The following is an 18,832-nucleotide window of genomic DNA, read 5'->3' as shown; positions in this document are numbered from 1 at the left end:
GAGGGGAGTCCATTCTGAAGCTACCGCTTGGAGCTTGTCATGGATGACATTGAGAGAGTGCTGGCTGACTGATCGGTGCGAAATGAAGAGTTGAGATCGCGCCAAAATTCAAGAGCAGTCCGAGTGCGGTCGGCTGTGTGTCGCCTGAGGGCCTTGGCAATCGCGCGCGAATAGGGGGAGTCGAGCCCCTCGGCAATCTGTCGCGGCACTCCGTCGAGAATCTCTTCCCGGGAGAATTCACGGATTTGTCCCTCGATGATCGAGAGGAAGAGAAGCCCCATGTGATAAATGTCGGTGACTCGTCCGATGTGTCCGAACTCTTGAGGGGCGAGCGATTCAGGCGGGAGCATCCATTGTGCCAATATTGTGTTTATTGGATCGATGTCTCCCTCAAGTCGGCTAATGCCAAAGTCTCCAACTTTGAAGACCATTGCTGGGGGGTGGGTTCTGACGAGTTCGTTTGGGATTAGGGATGTGAAGATGTTTTTGTGGTGCAGATCTTTGTGGACATAGCCGTGTCGGTGCATGAAGTGGATTGCTTGTAGTATGCACCTGGCGATTGGCATGAACCAGACCGAGCCGTCGTAGTTTGGTGTTGCTGTGATGATGTCGTGGAGCGTCCATTCGCAGCGCTCCATTATGATGTAGAATGTGTCTCTGTGTTCGCAGATGTCGTAGATGTACGTTGTGTTGGGGTGTCTCAGGTGAAGTAGTTTGTCTGCCTCGTCCAGCCAGCGACTTCTGACTTCTTCGTATGATTGGTTACGTGGCACGAGAACTTTGGCAACTAGCTGATTCCCCCATTCGTCACTGCATGCGTATATGGCTCCGAAATTTCCTCTGTTGATGGGCTCTCCGATTGTGTATAGTTTGTTTTGATGCCAGATTTCCATCCCTGGCTGGGGTGGATGAAAGAGTCGTTCGGGCTGCGAGTCGTTCTCGGCTAGGGCTGGAGTCTGTAGGGGACTCGCCTGCCCGTCATGCTCGTTGTTGTCGCTCATTCATGTCCGTCCGCGGTTGGGGCGGTGCCGTTGCCGAGGCACAAACCAAGTGAATGTGCCTCAGTCTAGATGGTGGGATGTCCTCATGCAAAGCTGGAGGGGGAACTGAGATAGAGCCTTCTGCGGTTGCCCACCCGTCTGCTGAATGAACCTCGCTCGTTCTTGTGCAGTCGCGAATGACTCACTGCATTCCTGGGTGTGAAGGCACACGTCCACCTCAATGCGTTGTACTTGCTGTCCGGGGCGGTGCGTGCGCGCGAGGAGCTGCTCCCATGTGGCGCCGTCTGAGGGCGGCGTCACCACGAGGTTTCGCGAGAACTGCTGAAGGCTCTTCCCGTCCGATGGGCCTTGATGCTCGCCACCACGGAGCGCCTTACTGTCTCTCGTGGGATGGCCTCGGACGCAGCCTTGCCCCCACCGTAGAACGGCGCACCGGCCGCTTAGCGATGCGCTCGCCCAGTTCGGGGTATTCGACCCAGACGATTCCCACCCGTGAGCGTGTCCACTCTGCCGCGTCCTTCACGAGAAAGTCCGACACCAAAACGGCCTGGGGCTCGGGCTACCCAGTTTCATGTCCCGCTATCGCGGGCAGCGTCCGGCTTTGAGGTACTGGGTGCCGAGGGCAGCCTGGGCAGTTGCGATTTGTGCAAGTGCGGCGTTGCTCATGTCCCGTGTTTCCGGTCAGGTGGAGGGGCGTCGAGAGGACGTCCACACCTTTCTTTAGGGACGCGTTCCGGCAATGGCACTTGAGGCCTAGGTGGGGAGCATGAACGAGTAAGGACGGGCTTGCGGCCGATAGTTGTAAGTGGGGTAGTATTCGTGGAAATTGGGGAACGCCTATGTGGTACTGGTTGCGTGGTCGAGGCCTGGGTTGATCTAGGGAGTTGATCAAATGGTTGCGGATAAGAGGTATCAAATTTTCATTAGCTCGACATTTCGAGACCTTGTCCACGAACGACAGGGGGTTCTTAAATCGATCTTGGAGATGGAGCACATGCCTGCCGGAATGGAGCTTTTTGCGGCAGGAGATGATTCCGCATGGGATCTGATAAAAGATGTTATTGATGATTCGGATTATTATGTGTTGATTGTTGGGGGTAGATACGGTTCGCTCGACGAAGGAGGGATTGGATTTACCGAAAAAGAGTATCTGTACGCCTTGGAGACCAAGAAGCCGGTCATACCTCTGCTGCATGCCAATCCGAACAATCTACCGCGTGAGCGAACTGAATCAGACGCAGCTTCCTGGGAGAAGCTTCAGGCTTTTCGTGCCAAGGTCGAGAAGAAGCACACTTGCGTATATTGGTCGACTCCAGATGAACTTAAGGCTCGTGTGGTTACTAGTCTGATGTCGACGACGAAGCGTCATCCCGCAATTGGTTGGGTGCGTGCGGACAAGTTGCCAAGCGAAGATGTTCTTTCCGAATTGTTGATGTTGCGTCGCAGGATCTCGGAGCTGGAGTCTGACAGCAAGGAAGGGGGATCGCTTGCGCCGCCTAAGGGGACTGAGGGATTGAGTCAGGGGGGGGATGCTTTTTCTGTCCCAGTGGAGTACTCGGTCTTTGGGGATGGCGATATCTATAAGCGGGCGGGGACCCGTTTGGAGAGAGAGATTAGTGTCACTTGGGATGATATTTTTTCCACGATTGCGCCCAGCATGATTGACGATGTCTCAAATCCGTCGCTGCGGGGGAAGATTCGACAGTTTTTTTGGGAGGAAACTCGAGACCTCGTCTCGCTGGATCTCAAGAGTGGAGAGTTTATTGACTCGTTTGAGGTGAGTCAGGAGGATATCGACACCTGTGTTATTCAGCTGCGCGCGCTTGGTCTTATTCGCGAGAGTGATCGGCAACGAAGCGTGAAAGATACCCAGTCGTACTGGAGGCTGACGACGTATGGCGATTTGAGGATGACGCAATTGCGTGCATTGCGCAGGCCTCAGGGTGGCAGTGTGTAGTGAGGCTATGGTGGTGTTGCGTGGCTTGAAGTATCAATTTCTGCGGTTGCCCATCCGTCTGCTGGATGAACCGCGCTCGCTCGCGAGCCGTGGTGAACACGTCCGCGTAATCCCGCGTGTGAAGGCACACGTCCACCTCGACGTATGAGGCCTGTTGCCCGGGACGATGCGTGCGCGCGAGCAGTTGCTCCCAGAGGGCTCCGTCCGAGGGCGGCGTCACCACGAGGTTTCGGGAGAACTGCTGGAGGTTCTTCCCCGTGGCGTGCGCCTTGATGCTCGCCACCACGGAGCGCTTCCCCGTCTCACGGAGGATGGCCTCGGACGCGGCCTTGCCCCCACCGTAGAACGGCACGCCCGCCGCCTTAGCGATGCGCTCCCCCAACTCAGGGTACTCGACCCAGACGATTCCCACCCGTGAGCGTGCCCACTCTGCCGCGTCCTTCACGAGAAAGTCCGACACCCAAACGGCCTGGGGCTCGGGCTGCACGGCGGCATGAATCTCTGCCCACTCCGCCCATGTTGCCGCGTACCAGATGGGCTTGTCGCCCTCATAGGGCGGCGTCATGTTCGCGCGGATGGCGGCCTTGGTGAGCAGCCCTGGTGAGTCCAGGTGCTCGCGGCGCTCGCCCTTGAGTTCCTCCCAGACTTCCTTGTTCCACGCCTTGCGCCGCGCGAACCACTCCTCAATCAGCTCGGGCGGCTCGCCTCGCGGGTAGCGCCAGCGGTGGAAGAAGCCGGCGGACAACTGGCGCGCGCACGCAACGGCTTGGAACTGCTCCTGGAACTGCTCCCCGTCCGGGCGCTCGCCCGCGTGCGCCAGCTCGATGAAGGCGAGGAGCTGCGCAGGCACGGGCCCCGGGTAGCGCGGGCGGATGATGAGCGGCTTGTCCAGCGCACTCTCTTCCGTCGCCACCACGCCGCGCGTCGCGTTGCGGCGGCGCTGGAATCCCTCGCGCACGTGCTCTCCCGGCTCGCACAGCTGCTCCAACTCGCCAGGAGGAGCCACCACCTTGCCCGGGTCCAGGGCCGTTCCCCATTCCTCGACGACGTGGTGTGCGAGCGGCAAGGGTGAGCCCTCACCGAGCGCCAGGCGCGACAGGTGCGCGTAGTCCTTGATGCTCTTGGACGCGAAGGTGCCGGAGAGCGCCACGAGGCGCGTCCGTGGGTGCTCCTCGAAGTAGCGCAGGAATCGGCCCGTGCGCGTGGACTTCGGGTCCTTGAGGTTGTGCGCCTCGTTGAGAATGATGAGGTCTGGGCGGATGCACTCCAGGAGGTTCGTGGCTTCCTGGCTGGAGAGCTTGTTGTACGAGACGACGTGGAGCACCGGCATGCCGACGCGGAACCACCTGCCGCCCGCGAGGTTGGGCAGCCTCCAGTGCGCGCCGTAGTAGCTCCACTCGACCTGGAACTGCGGCAGAAGGTTGGCGGGGATGAATAGGACGGCCACCCGGCAGCCCGGCATCACCATGGGCGTGAGGAAGGTTGTCAGCTCCTTGCCGTGGCCCGTGCCGATGGGCGCCAGGAGTCCGCCGACGCGCGAGGCTTCCAGCAGCGCCTGGGCCTGCACCCGCCGCAGCTGCGTAGGGCACGAGCGCGGCGGAGACATGCTCGCGCAGCTACACGGACCGGCAGGCGCGCGTAGCTGGGCCTCCAGAGCCTCTACGTCCGCCGCTGTGTACGCGGTGGCGAGGTTCCGCCGAGGCAGAGCGAGGATGCGGCCGAGGTCCGCCGAGTAGCCCACGGGAGAGCGCCCGTAGACAGGAGCGCGCTCCACGGGCGGCGGGGGGCTCGCGGGCGCGTGCGTGACGCCCAGTCGTTCAAGTAGCCGCATCTCGAGCCCTTTCAGCGAGCGCCGCGCACGAAGTCACCAGGGCCGCACAGGGGCTCCAGGGCCTCGACGGCGAGTTGCAGCAGCTCCGAGTGGGCGAGGCCGAGGGCGGCGTAGGCACCCGGCGCGGGCGGTGCGTTGCGGATAGCCATGGAGAGCGCTCCCTTCCACCTGCCGAAGCCCAGCGTGCTCTCCGCTCCCGCGAAGCGCAGGTCCGCCACGCCGCCGGCCTCGCTCACCTGGGAGGCCACCTTCGCCACGTACTCGGACAGCGACGCGGCGGGCATGTTGGGAACGCAGTCCACGAAGAGGCGCAGGCGCTCTCCCTGGGGGCTCGGCGCGGCCGGTGAGATGGTGACGGGCGCCTGGGGCTCGACGCGCGGCGTGGCGACCGTGGCGTCCAGGGACTTCGGCTTGCGTCCACGGCGCTTCGGCGCGGCGTCCGTGGCGATGGTGGGCGATGCAGGCGGCGCGTCAGGAGGCAGCACGGCGGCCACCTCGGCACCAGGGCAGGACACATGCAGCACGTCACCCGAGCGGAGCTTGCTGGTGTTCTCCGGCGTCAGGGCCTCGCCGCACCTGTCGCATGTCCCGAGCGGCTCAGGGATGACCTGGTGGGGCACGGTGAGCGGGAGCTGCGCGGCGGTGTCGGGGGCCTGGGTCTTGGGAATGAAGCGGTTCAACAGGGACATGGTGCGTTCTCCTGAGATGCACTGCGCTTTGAAGGGGCACCCGCCGTACTTCTCGCAGGCGCCGAAGTTGGGCGGCGCGTCGGCGGTGCGCGTGGCTCGGGCCACCTCGCGCATGCGGCGCACCATGGGGACGACCTTCTGTGTCCACTCGCGCGAGACGTGCTCGACGCTCACCGAGGCCACCACGCTCTCCGCACGCTTCGCGCCGCGCGTCTGGAAGTAGAGGTGCTCCAGCTCCAGCACGCGGACACCTGGGAAGCGCGCGTCGGAGAGGGCCGCCCAGACGCCGTAGCCCACCATCTGCAAGCCGGCTTCGGTGCTCGCGTCGGACAGCTGCGCGGGCGTCGCCCCGTAGCGCGCCACGTTGGACGAGAACTTGTGGTCCGTGACGCGCAGCACGCCTTCCGCGAGTCGTCGCGGGTTGATGAGGTCGATGTGTCCGATGAACGGGACACCGTCCGCCGACAGGGGCGAGGGCGTGCCGAAGGACTCTTCAACCAGGAGGTCCGCGCCTGGAACTGGAAGCAGGTGGCGCCCTGCGCGCGCGACGTCGCCCAGGACGTCCTCACCCGTGCGTAGGTAGTGCTCCAGTTGCGCGTGCCCCTCGACACCCAAGGCTTGCGCCTTCGTCTCGGGCTCGGGCAGTCGCAGTACCTTGGCGAAGTGCCAGCGGCGCGGACACAGGCTGAATTGCTTCAGCTGCGAGACGGAGAGGAAGTTGAGGACGCCCCCGTCTACGGCGCGACGACGGGGGCTCTCGGTTAGTTGCGAAGATTGCGCGTCCACACTCTCTTCAATGGGGACGCTTTCCGACGACGGACCGAACTGTTTAGCCCTTCCAGTTGGTTGGGTCGGTCATTTCGGATATCTGAGCGATTAGCTGATCGCGCTTTGTCTGTAGAGGGGCTCTGCGCGCCAGCCACTTATGGTCGCCAGAATCCCCCATCGCTTCAATGGCGCTGATGGTTGCTCGAAGATCTTCGGATTTAGCGGCGATTAGCGCGCCATGAGTCTGTGCCAATGCAGCGCGCTCCTGCGCGACGGCGGTTCTCTCCTGTGCTTCGGCTGAGCGCTTCATTGATTCTGCCTGAGAGGCTAGCTGTCGGCCTTGTTCTTCGAGTGCATGCCTTTGGTGTGTTAGCTCTTCCCGCTGAAGTGTGAGTTCTTTTCGTTGGGTGGAGAGAGAGACTATTAGGCCGGAAAACGCGAGCCCTGTGAATAGTGTGTTGAGCGCTCCGAAGCTGTCGCCAAACGTCCCTGGCCAGGTGGTGCTGTTGAGCGAGGCAATGTGCTTCATTGCGACGCCGTAGGCTGCCCAGGTGAGAAAAATCCCGAATGCTAGAGGGAATAGACGGTTCATTCTTGGTAGTTTACTGCCGATTCGACTCGTAGTCCGCGTTCAATGGCTACTGCCTATGGCGTGGGCCTGTCCCGGACAGGATGGGTCTTTCGCGCATCGTCGGTTCGAGTCATGGCTTCATCATCTTTGCTGTTGCTAGGACGGACAATGCGCGGGGTGCGCCGGGACCCAGTTGCTGGGGCGCGGTGCGGATGTTCTCCGGCGGCAGGTAGACCCACGTCTGGACGCCGGCAATCCGCCGCTGGGTGCGCTGGAAGCCCAGGCGTCGCAAGGCGCGGCCAATGTCGAGGCGGACGCCGCGCGGAATCTGGCCGGGTGTCGTGAGGAGTAGCGCGTCGCGGGCCACCAGCTCCGTCGTCACCTCGTTGCGCTTCTCCGGCGGCAAGCTCAACACCCACTGGAGAATCGTGTCGTCCGGGCCGCCGTTGGACTCACTGCGCTCCTGGGCATGCACCTCCGCGCGCTGGGCTTGCTTCTCTTCGAGCCACCACTCCTCGCCCTTCAGGAAGCGCACCACGGCTTCCGCCCAGAGCTGGCCCCTGTCGCGCTTCAGGCCCGCGATGTCGATGTGGGTACACTTGACGGGCCACCACCGCCGGTAGCCGCTCGAATCCGCGCGCAGGTACTCGGACGAGTTCGTGGTCCCGACGAAGACGCAACGGCGCGGCGTCTTCACCGTGACGCGACCATAGGGAGGTCGGAAGGTGTCCTCGTTGCGCGAGATGAAGGCTTTGAGGTCTTCCGCCTCGGACGCGCGCAGCGTCGTCACCTCGGCAAGCTCGATGAGGGAGTTCCGGCCCGCGAGGGAGGTGCTGTCCTTGTCACGGATGTTGATGGGGGCATCGCAGAACCACTCCCCCGCGAGGACTCGGAAGGCCGTGGACTTCCGGATGCCTTGAGGCCCTTCGAGGATGAGTACCGTGTCCACCTTGCAGCCCGGCTCCAACGCGCGGGCCACGGCGCTGATGAGCCACTTGCCGCTGATGGCGCGCAGGTGCTCGGTGTCGCCCTCGGCGCCGAAGTAGCGCTCCAACATGGAGTCCGCGCGAGGGACTCCGTCCCAGACGAGGCCCTCCAGGTACTCGCGCAGCGGGTCATATGCGTTCTCTGAGGCAACCTGCCGAAGCACTTCCCGGACATGAGCGGGACGAGGGTCCATACCGAGGCGGCCGTACTCGCTTTTCTGAATCCAATAGGCGATGCGGCCGTCCAGCTCGTCAACGGGCGTGTCGTCCGCCAGTGGGCCGCCCGCGTACTCCATTTGTTTCGTCACTTCGTTGAAGCGGATGGTGTCTCGCCACTCGGGAGAGAGCGTCAGGATGGTGAAGAGGTTGGCCTCGTTGTTCTTGAGGCGCCTGCCGTCCTTCGTCTCGTAAGAGAGCAGCGCGCGCGTCCAGTCCTCTTCAGTAGAGGTAGAGGCGTCCCCCTGATGGGATACCGGCGTCTCGGTTTTCGGTCTGCCTTGCAGTGAGGTCCACAACGCCTGGTTGTCCGCGACGCGTTTGGCATCCCCCTCGACGCGGCGCTCGCGGTGTCGACGCAGCTTGAGGAGGGCCTCCTCGCACAGATGCGCCGCGCCCTCTCCCCAGGCCGTTGCCGCGAAGCAGGGACGGAGCACCTCCAGGATGGCCTCCTCGGGCGTGGCAGGTGGCAGCACGTGAGCCACGCAGGACATGAGGGTGTTGAGCGTGTTGTCCTGCATGCCCACCTCGGCAAGAGGCTCCCCGGACAGCACGCGGCGGATGAGCGCGCTGTGCTCGGGCTTGCGGACGCGGCGCAGCTTGGCGCGCAGAGCGTAGAGGTCCGCCGAGCCCGACTCCACCGAGGGCATGGGGATGGAGGGAGTGGCAGGGACGGCCGGTGTTGGGCGCACCGAGGTCAGCAACGCGTCGACGTCGAGCGCGCGTCCCTCGCTTACGTTGGTGATGGCCTCGTGTTCGCCCGAGTGGTTCGGCAGGAAGTAGATGCGCGACAGGTTCCGCGTGTTCGGGTCCGCCGGCATTTCCAGCAGGCGCTCCGCTTCTTCCCGCACGCGCGGCCACTCGGCGGGCAGCACTGGACGCGCCAGTGGGACGACGATGCGCAGACTGGTGTAGCCCGGACGGTGCCCATGGGTGGTGTGGACAATCGCCGCGTAGCCTTCGAGTTTCTCCGAGGCTCGGACAGTCTGCTCCGTGGACACTCCGTCCAAATCGAAGACAGCCGCCGTGACAGCGCGGACCTCGGCATCTTTGCGGAGCGAGCCGATGTCGACGGGGGCCCAGGCTCGTTGGGTCAGCTTGGTGGGGCACCTATGACCGACGCACGGCGCGCAGGCCGTCACAGCATGCGTGGTGAGCAACTGTATCAACTCGCTCCATGTCACCACCTGGGACTGGGGTCTGTTGTCCTGGACGCCATCGAAGAAGGCGACTTGGACGAGGGTGTCTCCGACGACAGGGGCGGCACTTCCGGCAGGACTCTGACGAGATCGCAGGCTCACGCACTTACTTATGGGGACACTTTCCGCGACTGGCCCAGCCAGGGCTCATTTCCCGCGTCTCGGCATGTCCACGTTGAAGGATGTCCCCGTCACTAGCTCCGCTCCATCTGTCTTCTAGAACTACTCCAGTGTGTCTTTGTCATGTCCTCTGATACCTCAACTTTTCTACATCCCTTATAGAGAAGAGTTAGTGACAGTGACTCCTTGTTGGTGACCTCTGCCGCCGAGGAATCTGCACGCGGCTTGAGCCACTCGCGGAACGTGTCCCCATAAAAGAAAGGGACATGGGCGTTGTCCTCTCCAGCATGGTTGAGACTTTGTGTCAGAGGCGGGCGCTACGTTGCGTCCCGCGAGTCCCTTTCGTCGTGGGGTGCGGCATGCCGCGCGTCCGGGCGTTTCATTCGCTCGCCGTGGTTTTGCTCACAGCACGAGCCATTGTTCTCAGGGTGAATTGGCAGGCGCCTTGCTTAGCGATGCCTTCCCCTTCGGATTCTTTGTTCCGTGCGTGTTTCACAACGAGGCAGGTCGTAGGGGGCAGTCATGCAGTGCGGTAGCGGACCAGTGAAGCGGGATGGTGAGAAGTCGGGGCGCGGCGGAGCGCGAGTGTCCCGGGAGTTGATTGACATGCTGGTCCTCGCGATTCGCGGGTGCCGAGCGTCAGGGGACGGCCAGTCCGAGCGCGAGTACTCCGGCCAGTTGATGGAAGTGTTGATGCCCGAGTTGCGCAAGCTCGCGTGCGATTTCGACAAGTCGCGCGGCTCCCTGTCGCGGGAGGACCTCGTTCAAGTTGCTGCGATGGAGGCCGTGAAGGCGGTTGATACGTATCAGCGCTCGAAGCGCGGGGAGCAGAGCTTCGCGACGTGGGTGAAGTGGCGGGCCCACCGAGCCATCATGGACCAAATCCGGTTGCACCGAGCGGACGTGTGCCTGCCGGACAGGGCCCAGCGCGGCAAGGGCAAGTGGCAGCAGGCAGTGGACCTCGTCAGCAAGGACGCGCCAGAGCAGGAACTCTCCAGGTCCGCGACGCGGAAGAATGACGAGAGACGTGCACGCGAGGCGGACAGCTTGGTGTCAGTCCTCATCGCGCATGAGCGGTCCGTCCTGGTGCAACGTGCTCTCGCGGAACTGGAGCCCCAACAGGAGGAGCTGCTCTCCCGCATCTACGGCATCGGCATGCCACGTGAGGGGACGCGTGCCGTGGCTACGCGGTGGGGCATGTCTCGTCGGCGTGTCGACGAGCTGTTGGCCCAGGCCCATGACGAACTGCGTGTGCGGTTGAGCGGGAGGCTCCTGTAGTGCCGGTGCTTGTCGCCAGGAAGGGCGGGCCGTGCGCTGCGTGTGGCGCGCCCATCCTGGAGGGCGAGCGCATCGCCTACGAACTGGCGACAGGCCCGCGTCAACTTGCGTGTGCGGACAGGACGCCGGAGCTGCGTCGCAACAGGTACGCGGCCCGGTGCGCCGTCTGTGGCTTCCTTGTGCGCAAGGGGAGGGGAAGGCTGGACGTCACCGAAACGAGCGAGGGCGGTGCCTTCACGCGCGTCTGGCGGGTGTTCTGCGCGGACGTCGCAGCGTGCAACGCACGGCTCGCCATGGGCCCGCAGTGAGATCTTGTCCTACATGCGAAACCTGTAGCTGGACTTAGCGAGCCCCCCGGGTCCGGATTTTGGACGGTGGGCCCGTTCCTGCCTTGCTCGGCGGACCCCCACGCTTGAAAAACTTCAAGAAAACGCCAGGGCCCCTTCGGGTTTTGTTCGGCCCGCTGAATGAAAGTTTGAAGAGAACTCCGGACCAGTCGCGGAAAGCGTCCCCATTGAAGGGGATGCATGGCTCGTCCAACAAAGCTCACCCCCGAGTTGCAGGCTGACATCTGCGCCCACCTGGAGCGCGGCCTGTTCCGTCGCGCCGTTGCCGGCCTCGTGGGCGTCGAGGAGCACACCCTCTCTCGCTGGTATCACCGAGGCGCTGGCGAACAGCGCGGCCTGTATCGGGACTTCTTCCTCTCGGTGAACGAGGCGGAAGCGAAGTTCATGGCGGGGGCAACGGACATGCTCCAGGCCGCCGCGTCTCACAACCCCAAGCACGTGCAGTGGCTTCTCTCGCGTCGCTTCCCTGACCTCTACGGGCGGCGCGACAACGTCGAGGCCCAGGCGCCCGAGGACAAGGCCGCCGATGAGAAGGCCCTGCGCGAGCTGCTGATGGAGCGCCTGGGCCGCTTCCTCCCGGACACGCCCGAGCCAGAGGCGAGCGCCGCCAGCTCCACCAACGCAGACGAGGGGGACGACCATGTCGGCTGACTCTCGGTGCTCGCGCTTCGCGGTGCTCGTGGACCACCTCGCTCCGGATGAGTCCCCGGCCGCGTTCCTGGTGAAGCAGGCTCGCACCCAGCAGGGGCTCGCGCGCCTCTTCGGACGTCTCACCCATCCCGAGGTGGAGACGCTCGTTCATGACTTGGACTTCTGGGCGCGCCGCGAACAGATGCCGCCGGCCTCGTTCACCACGTGTTTCATCCTGGCCGGGCGCGGCTTCGGCAAGACTTGGTCGGGCGCTCGCTGGGTGATTCAGAAAGCCCGCGAGGCGAAGACGATTGGTGCGCTCATTGGCCCCACGGCGGCGGACGTGCGCGACACCATGATTCGCGGCTCCAGCGGCATCCTCGCCCTGTCCCCTCCCTGGTTCATGCCGGTGTACGAGCCCAGCAAGCGGCGCGTCACGTGGCCCAATGGCGTCTACGCCATCTGTTACTCGGCGGATAAGCCGGACCGGCTGCGCGGCCCCAACTGCGGCTGGGCCTGGGGTGATGAGCCCGCCTCCTGGAAGCATGAGATGGCCGCGCTGGACCAGCTCCCCATGGTGCTGCGCATCGGCACCGCCGCGAACCCGCCCCAGTTGCTCCTGACGGGCACTCCGCGGCCTCTGCGAAAGCTGGAGGAGCTTCTCTTCTCCGACGCGGAGACCAAGACTCTTCGGCCTGGCGTGGTGCTGCGGACGGGCTCCTCGTTGGCCAACCGCGCCAACCTGGCGCCCAGTGCCGTGGCCACCATGAAGGCCCTCATGCACACGCGCTGGGGCCAGCAGGAAGTCCTCGGCAAGCTGCTGATGGATGTGCCAGGGGCCATCTTCGGCTCGGCGCGGTGGGGCCGGGTGGAGGCGGACGCTCACGAGTACGCGCGGGCGTTGCACAGGCGCATCGTCTCCGTGGACCCCGCGCCCACGAGCGAGACGGGCTCGGACGAGACGGGCATCATCGTCCAAGGCGTCCGAAACAGTCCGCTTGTCGGGACGGACGGAGCGTCACTCAAGCGCGTCTCGGTGCTCAAGGATGCCAGCCTCCGGGGCTCGCCGCGCGAGTGGGCTGCCGCCGCCATCCGCGAGTACCTCGCCTTCGGGTGTGACGCCCTGGTGGCCGAGGTGAACTCGGGCGGGGAGATGGTGGAGACGACGATTCAGACGGTGGCCTCCGAGATGGGTGTCCACGTCAACGTGAAGCCCGTCCGCGCACGCGAGGCCAAGTCCAAGCGCGCCGAGCCGGTGAGCGCGCTGGCCGAGACGGGGCGCATCGAACTGGTGGGCACCTTCCCGAAGCTCGAGTCCCAGCTCTCCAAGTTCAGCGGCATCAACGGCCGCCGCGATGACCGCGTGGACGCCCTGTTGTGGGGCGTGCACGAACTGGTGTTCGCGGATTCCTTCTTCTGTCTGTGAGGGTGGCGATGGGTTTCTGGGAACGGATGAAGGCGGCGGTAGGGCGCGAGCCGCGCAAGGGGACGGGGCTGGAGCTGGCGCGCTGGCAGCAGGCGCCGCCGCGTCGAGGCACCGCGCAGCTCCTCGCCGCGTATCGGGAAATGCCGTGGCTCCGCGCGTGTGTGGACGTGGTGGCCGACTCGGTGGCGGGCGTGCAGTGGCGCGTCTATCGCCGCGTTCAGAAGGATGGGCAACCCGTGAAGGACTACGCGCTGCGAAGCGCGACGCGCGAGGTCCGGGCTGGGCGGCTGAAAGCGATGCTGGAGGCGGGCGAGGCCCGGGAGGTTCCAGACCATCCCGTTCTCAAGCTGCTCTCTGACCCCAATGACCATCTCACCGGACGCTCGGTGACGAAGCTCGTTCAGGTGTACTTGGACTTGGTGGGCGAGGCGTTCCTGGTGCTGGAGCGCGTGGGCGGCGTGCCGGTGGGCTTCTGGCCGGTGCCGCCGAGCACCGTCACGCGGCTGCCCGCGCTCGACGTGCCGCGCGAGCAACGCACGTACACGGTGACGGTGGGGAAAGTGTCGCGGGAGATTCCGGCCAGCGACGTGTTGCACCTGCGCAGCTTGGATCCGGAGGACCCGTTGGGGCGCGGCATCGGCCCTGCCTACGCGTTGGGTGACGAACTGGATACCGACGAGTACGTGGCCCGGTTCCTTAAGACGTCCTTCTGGAACAACATGCTGCCACCGGCCATCGCCTCGATTGAGGGCCTGTCCGATGCGAACAGCGCGGGTGCAAAGGCGTTCAAGGAGTCACTGGCGCGCGAGCACCAGGGGCCGGACAAGGCTGGGAAGCTGCTCATCACCAGCGGGAAGGTGACGTTTGCCCGACTCGACACGAGCTTCAAGGACATGCAGCTGGTGGAGCTGCGCCGCTTCCTGATGGACTTCGTGCGCATGACGTTCCGGGTGCCCCCTGAAATCGTCGGAGACATCTCCAGCTCGAACAAGGCCACGGCCTTCGCGGCGCGCGAGAACCTTGCCGAGCAGGCGACGCTTCCGCGCATGGAGTTCCTGCGCACCGAGTTCCAGATGCGACTGATGTCGCTCCTGGGCGACGAAGGGGCCATCCTTGACTACGACACCCCCGTGCCGGCAGACCGCGAGCACCAGCTGCGCGTAATGGGAGCCATGCCCGAAGCCTTCAGTTACGACGAATGGCGAGAGCTGGCGGGGCTTCGGCCGGACCGAAATAGGCAGGGCTATCCATTGCCAATGCCAGGGCAGGCTGTCGATGGCCAAGTAGACACCAGTTCCTCAAGGGCCGAGTCAGAATATGGTTTGGCGGATCTGGATGTGGGCTCCTGACTTTCTCAAAGCGCTCAAGGTTTTTCGCTACTCGGACGGATCCTCACGGGGATCTGGAGCCGGCTCAGTCCCTCGACCAATGACTATATCGCGGGTACTCCGAATGGATAGGAACTGCTTGAGTCCTGGATAGGGCTGAGGAACGCGTTCGTTGTCGCGGTACTCAGGGCGCATGTGTCGTATTGAGAGGTCGTTGTACGGGCCTCGGGTTATAAGAAGTGCCCCTTCTTTAACTCGATAGGTTGGCTCGATCGATTCTCGAATTTTGTCGCAAACATAGTTGGCTGCCCTGGTCATCTCTATGAGAAGGTCCTCTACCAAGTCGACGTGGAATTCGTATTCTCGCAGAAGCTTTTGGTAGACTTGCTCTGGATGATACTGAGACTTGTAGAATTTATCCGTTTCACGCCAGCGGCCACGTTCGGTTGAGTGTGTGGAGAAAACCGATAACATGTCGTCGCAGATGGTTCCAAAGTTAATAAGGGCAGCTTCGAGGTCAGGGTAGCGTTTGGGCCAAATCCTTGCGTAGAAATAGAGCTGGAGCGGTTCTAGTGCTGTCAGGGTCGATTCTTCGAACTTTGGGCGGTCACTACAGAAGACGGCTGACGTCCAGGCTTGCCATGTGTTGATCTGAGAGGCGTCCGCCCACCGGTCGATGACGTCGGCATATACTTCACGATCTCGTTGCTTTTTCTGGTCGATATTGAGTGAGGACTTGATCCAGTCTTCATGATCTGCCTTCATTTGCTGAAGCGCTTCGACCGGATATGTTCGGAATTGGTCGTCAATTCTTTTGTGGTCGAGTTTGCAGAGTAGGATGAGGTTTTGATACTTGCTCCGCTGCTCTGGGGTGAGTTGTGATTCACCTCTCGGTCCATCCGGCGATTCAGCTACAATGTGCGCGATGTCTCCGACCAAAGATTCGTCGTCTGTCTCGCTTGCGTCGTAAATTAGCTCTCGCCGGCAGGATGGGAATGAGCACCTCGCTCCGGCACGCCCCCAAATGGTTACGCGAGTTTTTAGGCTGACTTCCATGTGCGCCCCTTGGTGTTGGCGGTGCTCTGGCTCATGAATCAGAGCATATTCGATCCGATTGCAAAGCACCTCAGATGCCTTGCGCTCTCTGGCCTCACGGAAGCCTGGGGCGGTGTCTCTGTGGTCGGTGTGTGCGAGTGTGTGCTCGGGCCATGCCCAGAAAGCGTCCCCATAAAGAGAGGTGAATGCCCTGCCCTCTCTCCAGAGCCCGCCTCTTCACCGTCCAGAAGGACGCCCCTGCGCCCGTCGAGGGTGCGCCGAGGCTCCACACCTTCCGCGCCAACGACGGCGACTTTGACCGCTACAACGACCGGCTGAGCGTCACAGGCTGGATGCTGGACGCCTTCAACGCCAACCCCGTCGTCCTCTACAACCATGACGATGGCTCCGGCGGCCTCTTCGGCACGGGCCGGAAGGACGTGTTGCCCATCGGCAAGGGGCGCGCCTACGTCCAGGGCGATGCCCTGCTGGTGGACATCGAGTTCGACCAAGAAGACGACTTCGCTCGGAAGGTGGAGCGCAAGGTCGCGCGCGGCATCCTGAATGCCGTGTCGGTGCGCTACCTCATGCACCGCTACCATGAGAATGAGCGCGGCGGCTTCGATTGCGAGCAACAGGAGTTGCTCGAAATCTCCGTCGTCACGATTCCGGGAAACCAGCGCGCAGTGAGGTTGAAGGAGCTGGCCGACGAGCGCGCCTCCTTCATTCAGGACGTGGCGAAGGCCGTGGCCGCCATCCTCGACGAGCGCGAGTGGAGCAAGGCCGCGCGCCCTCCAGCCCCCGACGTCAACGCCCTGGCCAAGCACACGGCCGAGGCCCTCTTGCAGCACTTCAAGGAGATGCGATGACCCCCGAGCAGATGCAGGAAGTGGCGAAGTCCCTGGGCCCGCTGGTGGCCGCGCAGCTGATGGAGCAGGCCAAGGGCCAGCGTGACGGGCTTGCCGGCTTCCTCGGTGCGAAGTCCAAGCCCGAGGACAACCAGGTCCCCAGCATCCTGAAGAGCATGAACGGCTTCGGCGCTTACCTGAAGGCCGTCGTCAACGCGGGCCGCAACCCGACGCGCGAGGTGGTTCTGGAGCAGGCCAAGCGCTTCGGTGGCGCGGACGTCCAGAAGGCGGTGCAGGAGAGCGTCTTCAGCTCGGCGGGCGTGCTGGTGCCGGTGCAGGAGGCGGGGGAGATGATTGAGTTCCTCCGGCCTGACTCCGTCGTCCTGGCGCTGGGGGCTCGCACCGTGCCCTTCAAAGGCGAGCTGCACTTCGGGAAGAAGACGGGGAGCGTCACCTTCAAGTGGATTGGCGAAGGCGAGAAGGTGGAGAAGTCGCAGCCCTCCCACGGGAAGGTAGTGCTCAAAGCCCACAAGGCGATGATTCTGGCCGACATCTCCAACGACCTTCTGCGCAACCCTTCGGTGGGCGACGCGGGCGTGGCCGAGGACTTCCGCGAGGCGGCGGCGGACGGCATGGACGAGGCGGCCCTCAACGGGGACGGCCAGGGACCCAACCCCAAGGGCGTCTTGGCGCAGATGGACTCCTCGCACTCGAAGGCCCGGAGCGGAACGAGCGCGGACCACTACCTTGCGGACGTGGACGGCATGGTGGAGGACGTCCTCAAGGCGAACATCAAACTGCGGCGTCCGGGCTTCCTGCTGCACCCGACACGGGAGACGGCGCTGCTGGGGCTGAAGGACGGCGGCACCTGGATTTTCCGGGACGAGATGCTCAACAGGGGCACGCTGCGCGGCTTCCCCTACAAGGCGTCCACGCGGATTGCCCCGAGCCGAATCCTCTTCGGTACCTGGGACCAGTTGCTCTACGGCGTGGACACGGAGCTGGTGCTGTCGGAGCACGACGTCCGCGCCGAGTACGACGAGACGACGCTCCGGGGAATCTGCCGAGGGGACTTCAAGCTGCGGCACGACAAGGCGTTCTCGGAGCGCAAGGGCTACTGAGCCCGCGCAATCACCAGGAGACACGACATGCACGCGAACACGCAGGACTTCCAAGTCTTCTACAAGGCCGTCGGGGTGGCGGGTGGAGCGCTCACGGCTGGCGGAACGGGCGACGCCGTCGAGGTGACGAGCGGTGCCGTGGACCGCAACGGGTTCGACTCCGCGCAGCTCCTCTTCACGGGGAACACCAACTGCGCGGCGGGCCAGACGCTCAAGGCGACGGTGAAGGTGGCCGAGTCCGAGGACGGGACGGCGTTTGGCGCGGATGAGACGCTGGCCAATGCCGTGACGGTGGTGGCCGGTGGCGCCGCGCCTCAAGCCTTCTGCCTCCGGGTGGACCTGCGCGTCGCCTACCGCAAGCGCTTCCTCCGTATGAAGGTGACGCCCGACTTGTCGGCGGCGAACACGGACACGGCGCAGTGGGGCGCAGCTCTCGTCCTCGGGGGCGCCGACGAGTTCCCGGTGCGGTGAGCCATGGCTTCAGCTGCGGACCTCTGTCTTGCCTCCACTGTGGCTGATGACTTGGGCATCCCCGTGTCGCCGCGCGTGGAGTTGCTCGTCACGGCGGCCAGCCGCGCCGTGGCGGGCTACTGCGGCCGGGTGTTCGAGCGGGGCCTGGGCCTCGTGGAGTACCCGGCTGGATACGGGCGTCCGCTGCTTCTCCTGGAGCGCCCTCCCGTCCTGGCCGTCTCCGGAGTCTGGGAAGGTGGCAACCAGGTCTCCGCCGACGAGTACGAGATTGCGGGCGGCTTGGCCGAGTCCGGCATGTTGAGGCGCAGGCGTGGCGTATGGCGCGCGACAGTGCGCGCGGGGGGCGGTGTGTCGGGGATGCTCGGGGACTTCGAGGGAAGCGAGGACGGGCTCCGCGTCGTCTACGACGGTGGCTACGTCACCCCAGGACAGCAGGCGCTCGACGGTGCCTTGGTGGTGACGCTTCCCGAGGATGTGCAGGAGGCCGCCGTCCTGACGGCCGTTCAGCTCTACCGCTCGCGAGGAGTCGACGCCATGGTGGCCGGTGAGTCGATTGGCGACTGGTCCGTCAGCTACTTCGCGGCGAAGGCCGAGGGCAAGAGTCCCATTCCGGGGGCGGCGCAGGCGCTCCTCGCCCCCTACGCGCTGCATCGGGTGAGCTGATGGCATCCCCTTCGGACAGGTTCCGTCAGATCATCTTCTACTCCCTGGTGACGGGACGGGATGCCCACGGTAAGCCTATGCTGGGGCCGGTGTCCTCGTCGCGGGCGCGCGTGCAACCGAGCCGACGACTCATCCGCGACGCAACCGGCAACGAACACCTTGCCTCTCACGTCATCTACACGGACGCGGCGCTGACCCTGCTCCACCGGCTCTGGTTGCCGGGAGAGGACACGTCCGACTTCAACCGGGCTCGGCGGCCGGTCGCGGTGGACGATCTCGTGGATGGCGCTGGCGTGGTGCGCATTCGCAAGGTGTGGCTGTGAGTCGCGACCTTGCGGCGGAACTGG

The 18,832-nt window shown here is 64.0% G+C and carries 16 protein-coding genes and 1 pseudogene; 11 read left to right on the top strand and 6 right to left on the bottom strand.

Annotation, left to right across the window (positions count from 1 at the left end; genetic code table 11):
- Positions 1 to 20 precede the first annotated feature (20 nt).
- Positions 21 to 1,001 (bottom strand): protein kinase, encoded by a 981-nt coding sequence (locus tag HUA76_RS32540; protein WP_174463038.1) that lies wholly within the window; start codon positions 999 to 1,001, stop codon positions 21 to 23.
- 892 nt (positions 1,002 to 1,893) lie between these two features.
- Here HUA76_RS32540 and HUA76_RS45750 point away from each other — a divergent pair.
- A pseudogene (locus tag HUA76_RS45750) lies at positions 1,894 to 2,148 on the top strand (DUF4062 domain-containing protein); the annotation flags it as partial.
- A 682-nt stretch (positions 2,149 to 2,830) separates the two neighbouring features.
- On the opposite strand, the gene HUA76_RS32530 reads toward HUA76_RS45750, so the two are convergent.
- The 4 genes from HUA76_RS32530 to HUA76_RS32515 form a co-directional block, all read right to left on the bottom strand.
- Entirely contained in the window at positions 2,831 to 4,789 is a 1,959-nt protein-coding gene (locus HUA76_RS32530) for a DEAD/DEAH box helicase family protein (protein WP_254614638.1), read from the bottom strand.
- 11 nt (positions 4,790 to 4,800) lie between these two features.
- Positions 4,801 to 6,264, bottom strand: coding sequence for a PD-(D/E)XK nuclease family protein (locus tag HUA76_RS32525; RefSeq protein WP_174463036.1), 1,464 nt, complete (start codon positions 6,262 to 6,264; stop codon positions 4,801 to 4,803).
- A 43-nt stretch (positions 6,265 to 6,307) separates the two neighbouring features.
- A complete protein-coding gene (locus HUA76_RS32520; RefSeq protein ID WP_174463035.1) occupies positions 6,308 to 6,838 on the bottom strand; it encodes a hypothetical protein in 531 nt (176 codons plus the stop codon).
- A gap of 109 nt (positions 6,839 to 6,947) precedes the next feature.
- A complete protein-coding gene (locus tag HUA76_RS32515) occupies positions 6,948 to 9,020 on the bottom strand; it encodes a VapE domain-containing protein (RefSeq protein WP_371823547.1) in 2,073 nt (690 codons plus the stop codon).
- Positions 9,021 to 9,944: 924 nt separating this feature from the next.
- Between HUA76_RS32515 and HUA76_RS32510 the strand changes: the two genes are divergently transcribed.
- The 5 genes from HUA76_RS32510 to HUA76_RS32490 all read left to right on the top strand — a co-directional run bounded on the left by HUA76_RS32510 (position 9,945) and on the right by HUA76_RS32490 (position 14,368).
- Complete coding sequence (locus HUA76_RS32510; RefSeq protein ID WP_174463034.1) at positions 9,945 to 10,616, top strand: sigma-70 family RNA polymerase sigma factor; 672 nt, start codon at positions 9,945 to 9,947, stop codon at positions 10,614 to 10,616.
- Positions 10,617 to 10,621: 5 nt separating this feature from the next.
- Entirely contained in the window at positions 10,622 to 10,924 is a 303-nt protein-coding gene (locus HUA76_RS32505; protein WP_174463033.1) for a hypothetical protein, read from the top strand.
- Between the two features lie 219 nt (positions 10,925 to 11,143).
- Positions 11,144 to 11,614: a hypothetical protein gene (locus HUA76_RS32500; RefSeq protein ID WP_254614636.1), complete on the top strand. Its 471-nt coding sequence runs from the start codon at positions 11,144 to 11,146 to the stop codon at positions 11,612 to 11,614.
- Positions 11,604 to 13,019: a terminase large subunit domain-containing protein gene (locus HUA76_RS32495; protein ID WP_174463032.1), complete on the top strand. Its 1,416-nt coding sequence runs from the start codon at positions 11,604 to 11,606 to the stop codon at positions 13,017 to 13,019. The genes HUA76_RS32500 and HUA76_RS32495 overlap by 11 nt, the downstream gene beginning before the upstream one ends.
- Before the next feature lie 8 nt (positions 13,020 to 13,027).
- On the top strand, positions 13,028 to 14,368 hold the full coding sequence (locus HUA76_RS32490) for a phage portal protein (RefSeq protein WP_174463031.1): 1,341 nt from the start codon (positions 13,028 to 13,030) through the stop codon (positions 14,366 to 14,368).
- Positions 14,369 to 14,395: 27 nt separating this feature from the next.
- Here HUA76_RS32490 and HUA76_RS32485 read toward each other — a convergent pair whose 3' ends face one another.
- Positions 14,396 to 15,403 (bottom strand): hypothetical protein, encoded by a 1,008-nt coding sequence (locus HUA76_RS32485; RefSeq protein ID WP_174463030.1) that lies wholly within the window; start codon positions 15,401 to 15,403, stop codon positions 14,396 to 14,398.
- 185 nt (positions 15,404 to 15,588) lie between these two features.
- On the opposite strand from HUA76_RS32485, the gene HUA76_RS32480 reads away from it, so the two are divergent.
- From HUA76_RS32480 to HUA76_RS32460, 5 genes are read left to right on the top strand one after another with little or no spacing between them, the layout of a single operon-like run.
- On the top strand, positions 15,589 to 16,251 hold the full coding sequence (locus tag HUA76_RS32480; protein WP_174463029.1) for an HK97 family phage prohead protease: 663 nt from the start codon (positions 15,589 to 15,591) through the stop codon (positions 16,249 to 16,251).
- Positions 16,248 to 17,351 carry a phage major capsid protein gene (locus HUA76_RS32475; protein WP_174463028.1) on the top strand — a complete coding sequence of 368 codons (1,104 nt, stop codon included), beginning with the start codon at positions 16,248 to 16,250 and terminating at the stop codon, positions 17,349 to 17,351. Before HUA76_RS32480 ends, HUA76_RS32475 begins: the two co-directional genes overlap by 4 nt.
- Positions 17,352 to 17,378: 27 nt before the next feature.
- Positions 17,379 to 17,822 carry a hypothetical protein gene (locus HUA76_RS32470; protein WP_174463027.1) on the top strand — a complete coding sequence of 148 codons (444 nt, stop codon included), beginning with the start codon at positions 17,379 to 17,381 and terminating at the stop codon, positions 17,820 to 17,822.
- Positions 17,823 to 17,861: 39 nt separating this feature from the next.
- Positions 17,862 to 18,485 carry a hypothetical protein gene (locus HUA76_RS32465; protein ID WP_371823546.1) on the top strand — a complete coding sequence of 208 codons (624 nt, stop codon included), beginning with the start codon at positions 17,862 to 17,864 and terminating at the stop codon, positions 18,483 to 18,485.
- A complete protein-coding gene (locus tag HUA76_RS32460) occupies positions 18,485 to 18,808 on the top strand; it encodes a hypothetical protein (protein WP_174463025.1) in 324 nt (107 codons plus the stop codon). Before HUA76_RS32465 ends, HUA76_RS32460 begins: the two co-directional genes overlap by 1 nt.
- Positions 18,809 to 18,832: the final 24 nt, after the last annotated feature.

This window comes from Myxococcus sp. CA056 (genome assembly GCF_013336715.1).
GTDB lineage: Bacteria > Myxococcota > Myxococcia > Myxococcales > Myxococcaceae > Myxococcus > Myxococcus llanfairpwllgwyngyllgogerychwyrndrobwllllantysiliogogogochensis.
Note: the sequence above shows the minus strand (reverse complement) of the source record. Positions and strands in the feature narration are given on the sequence as shown.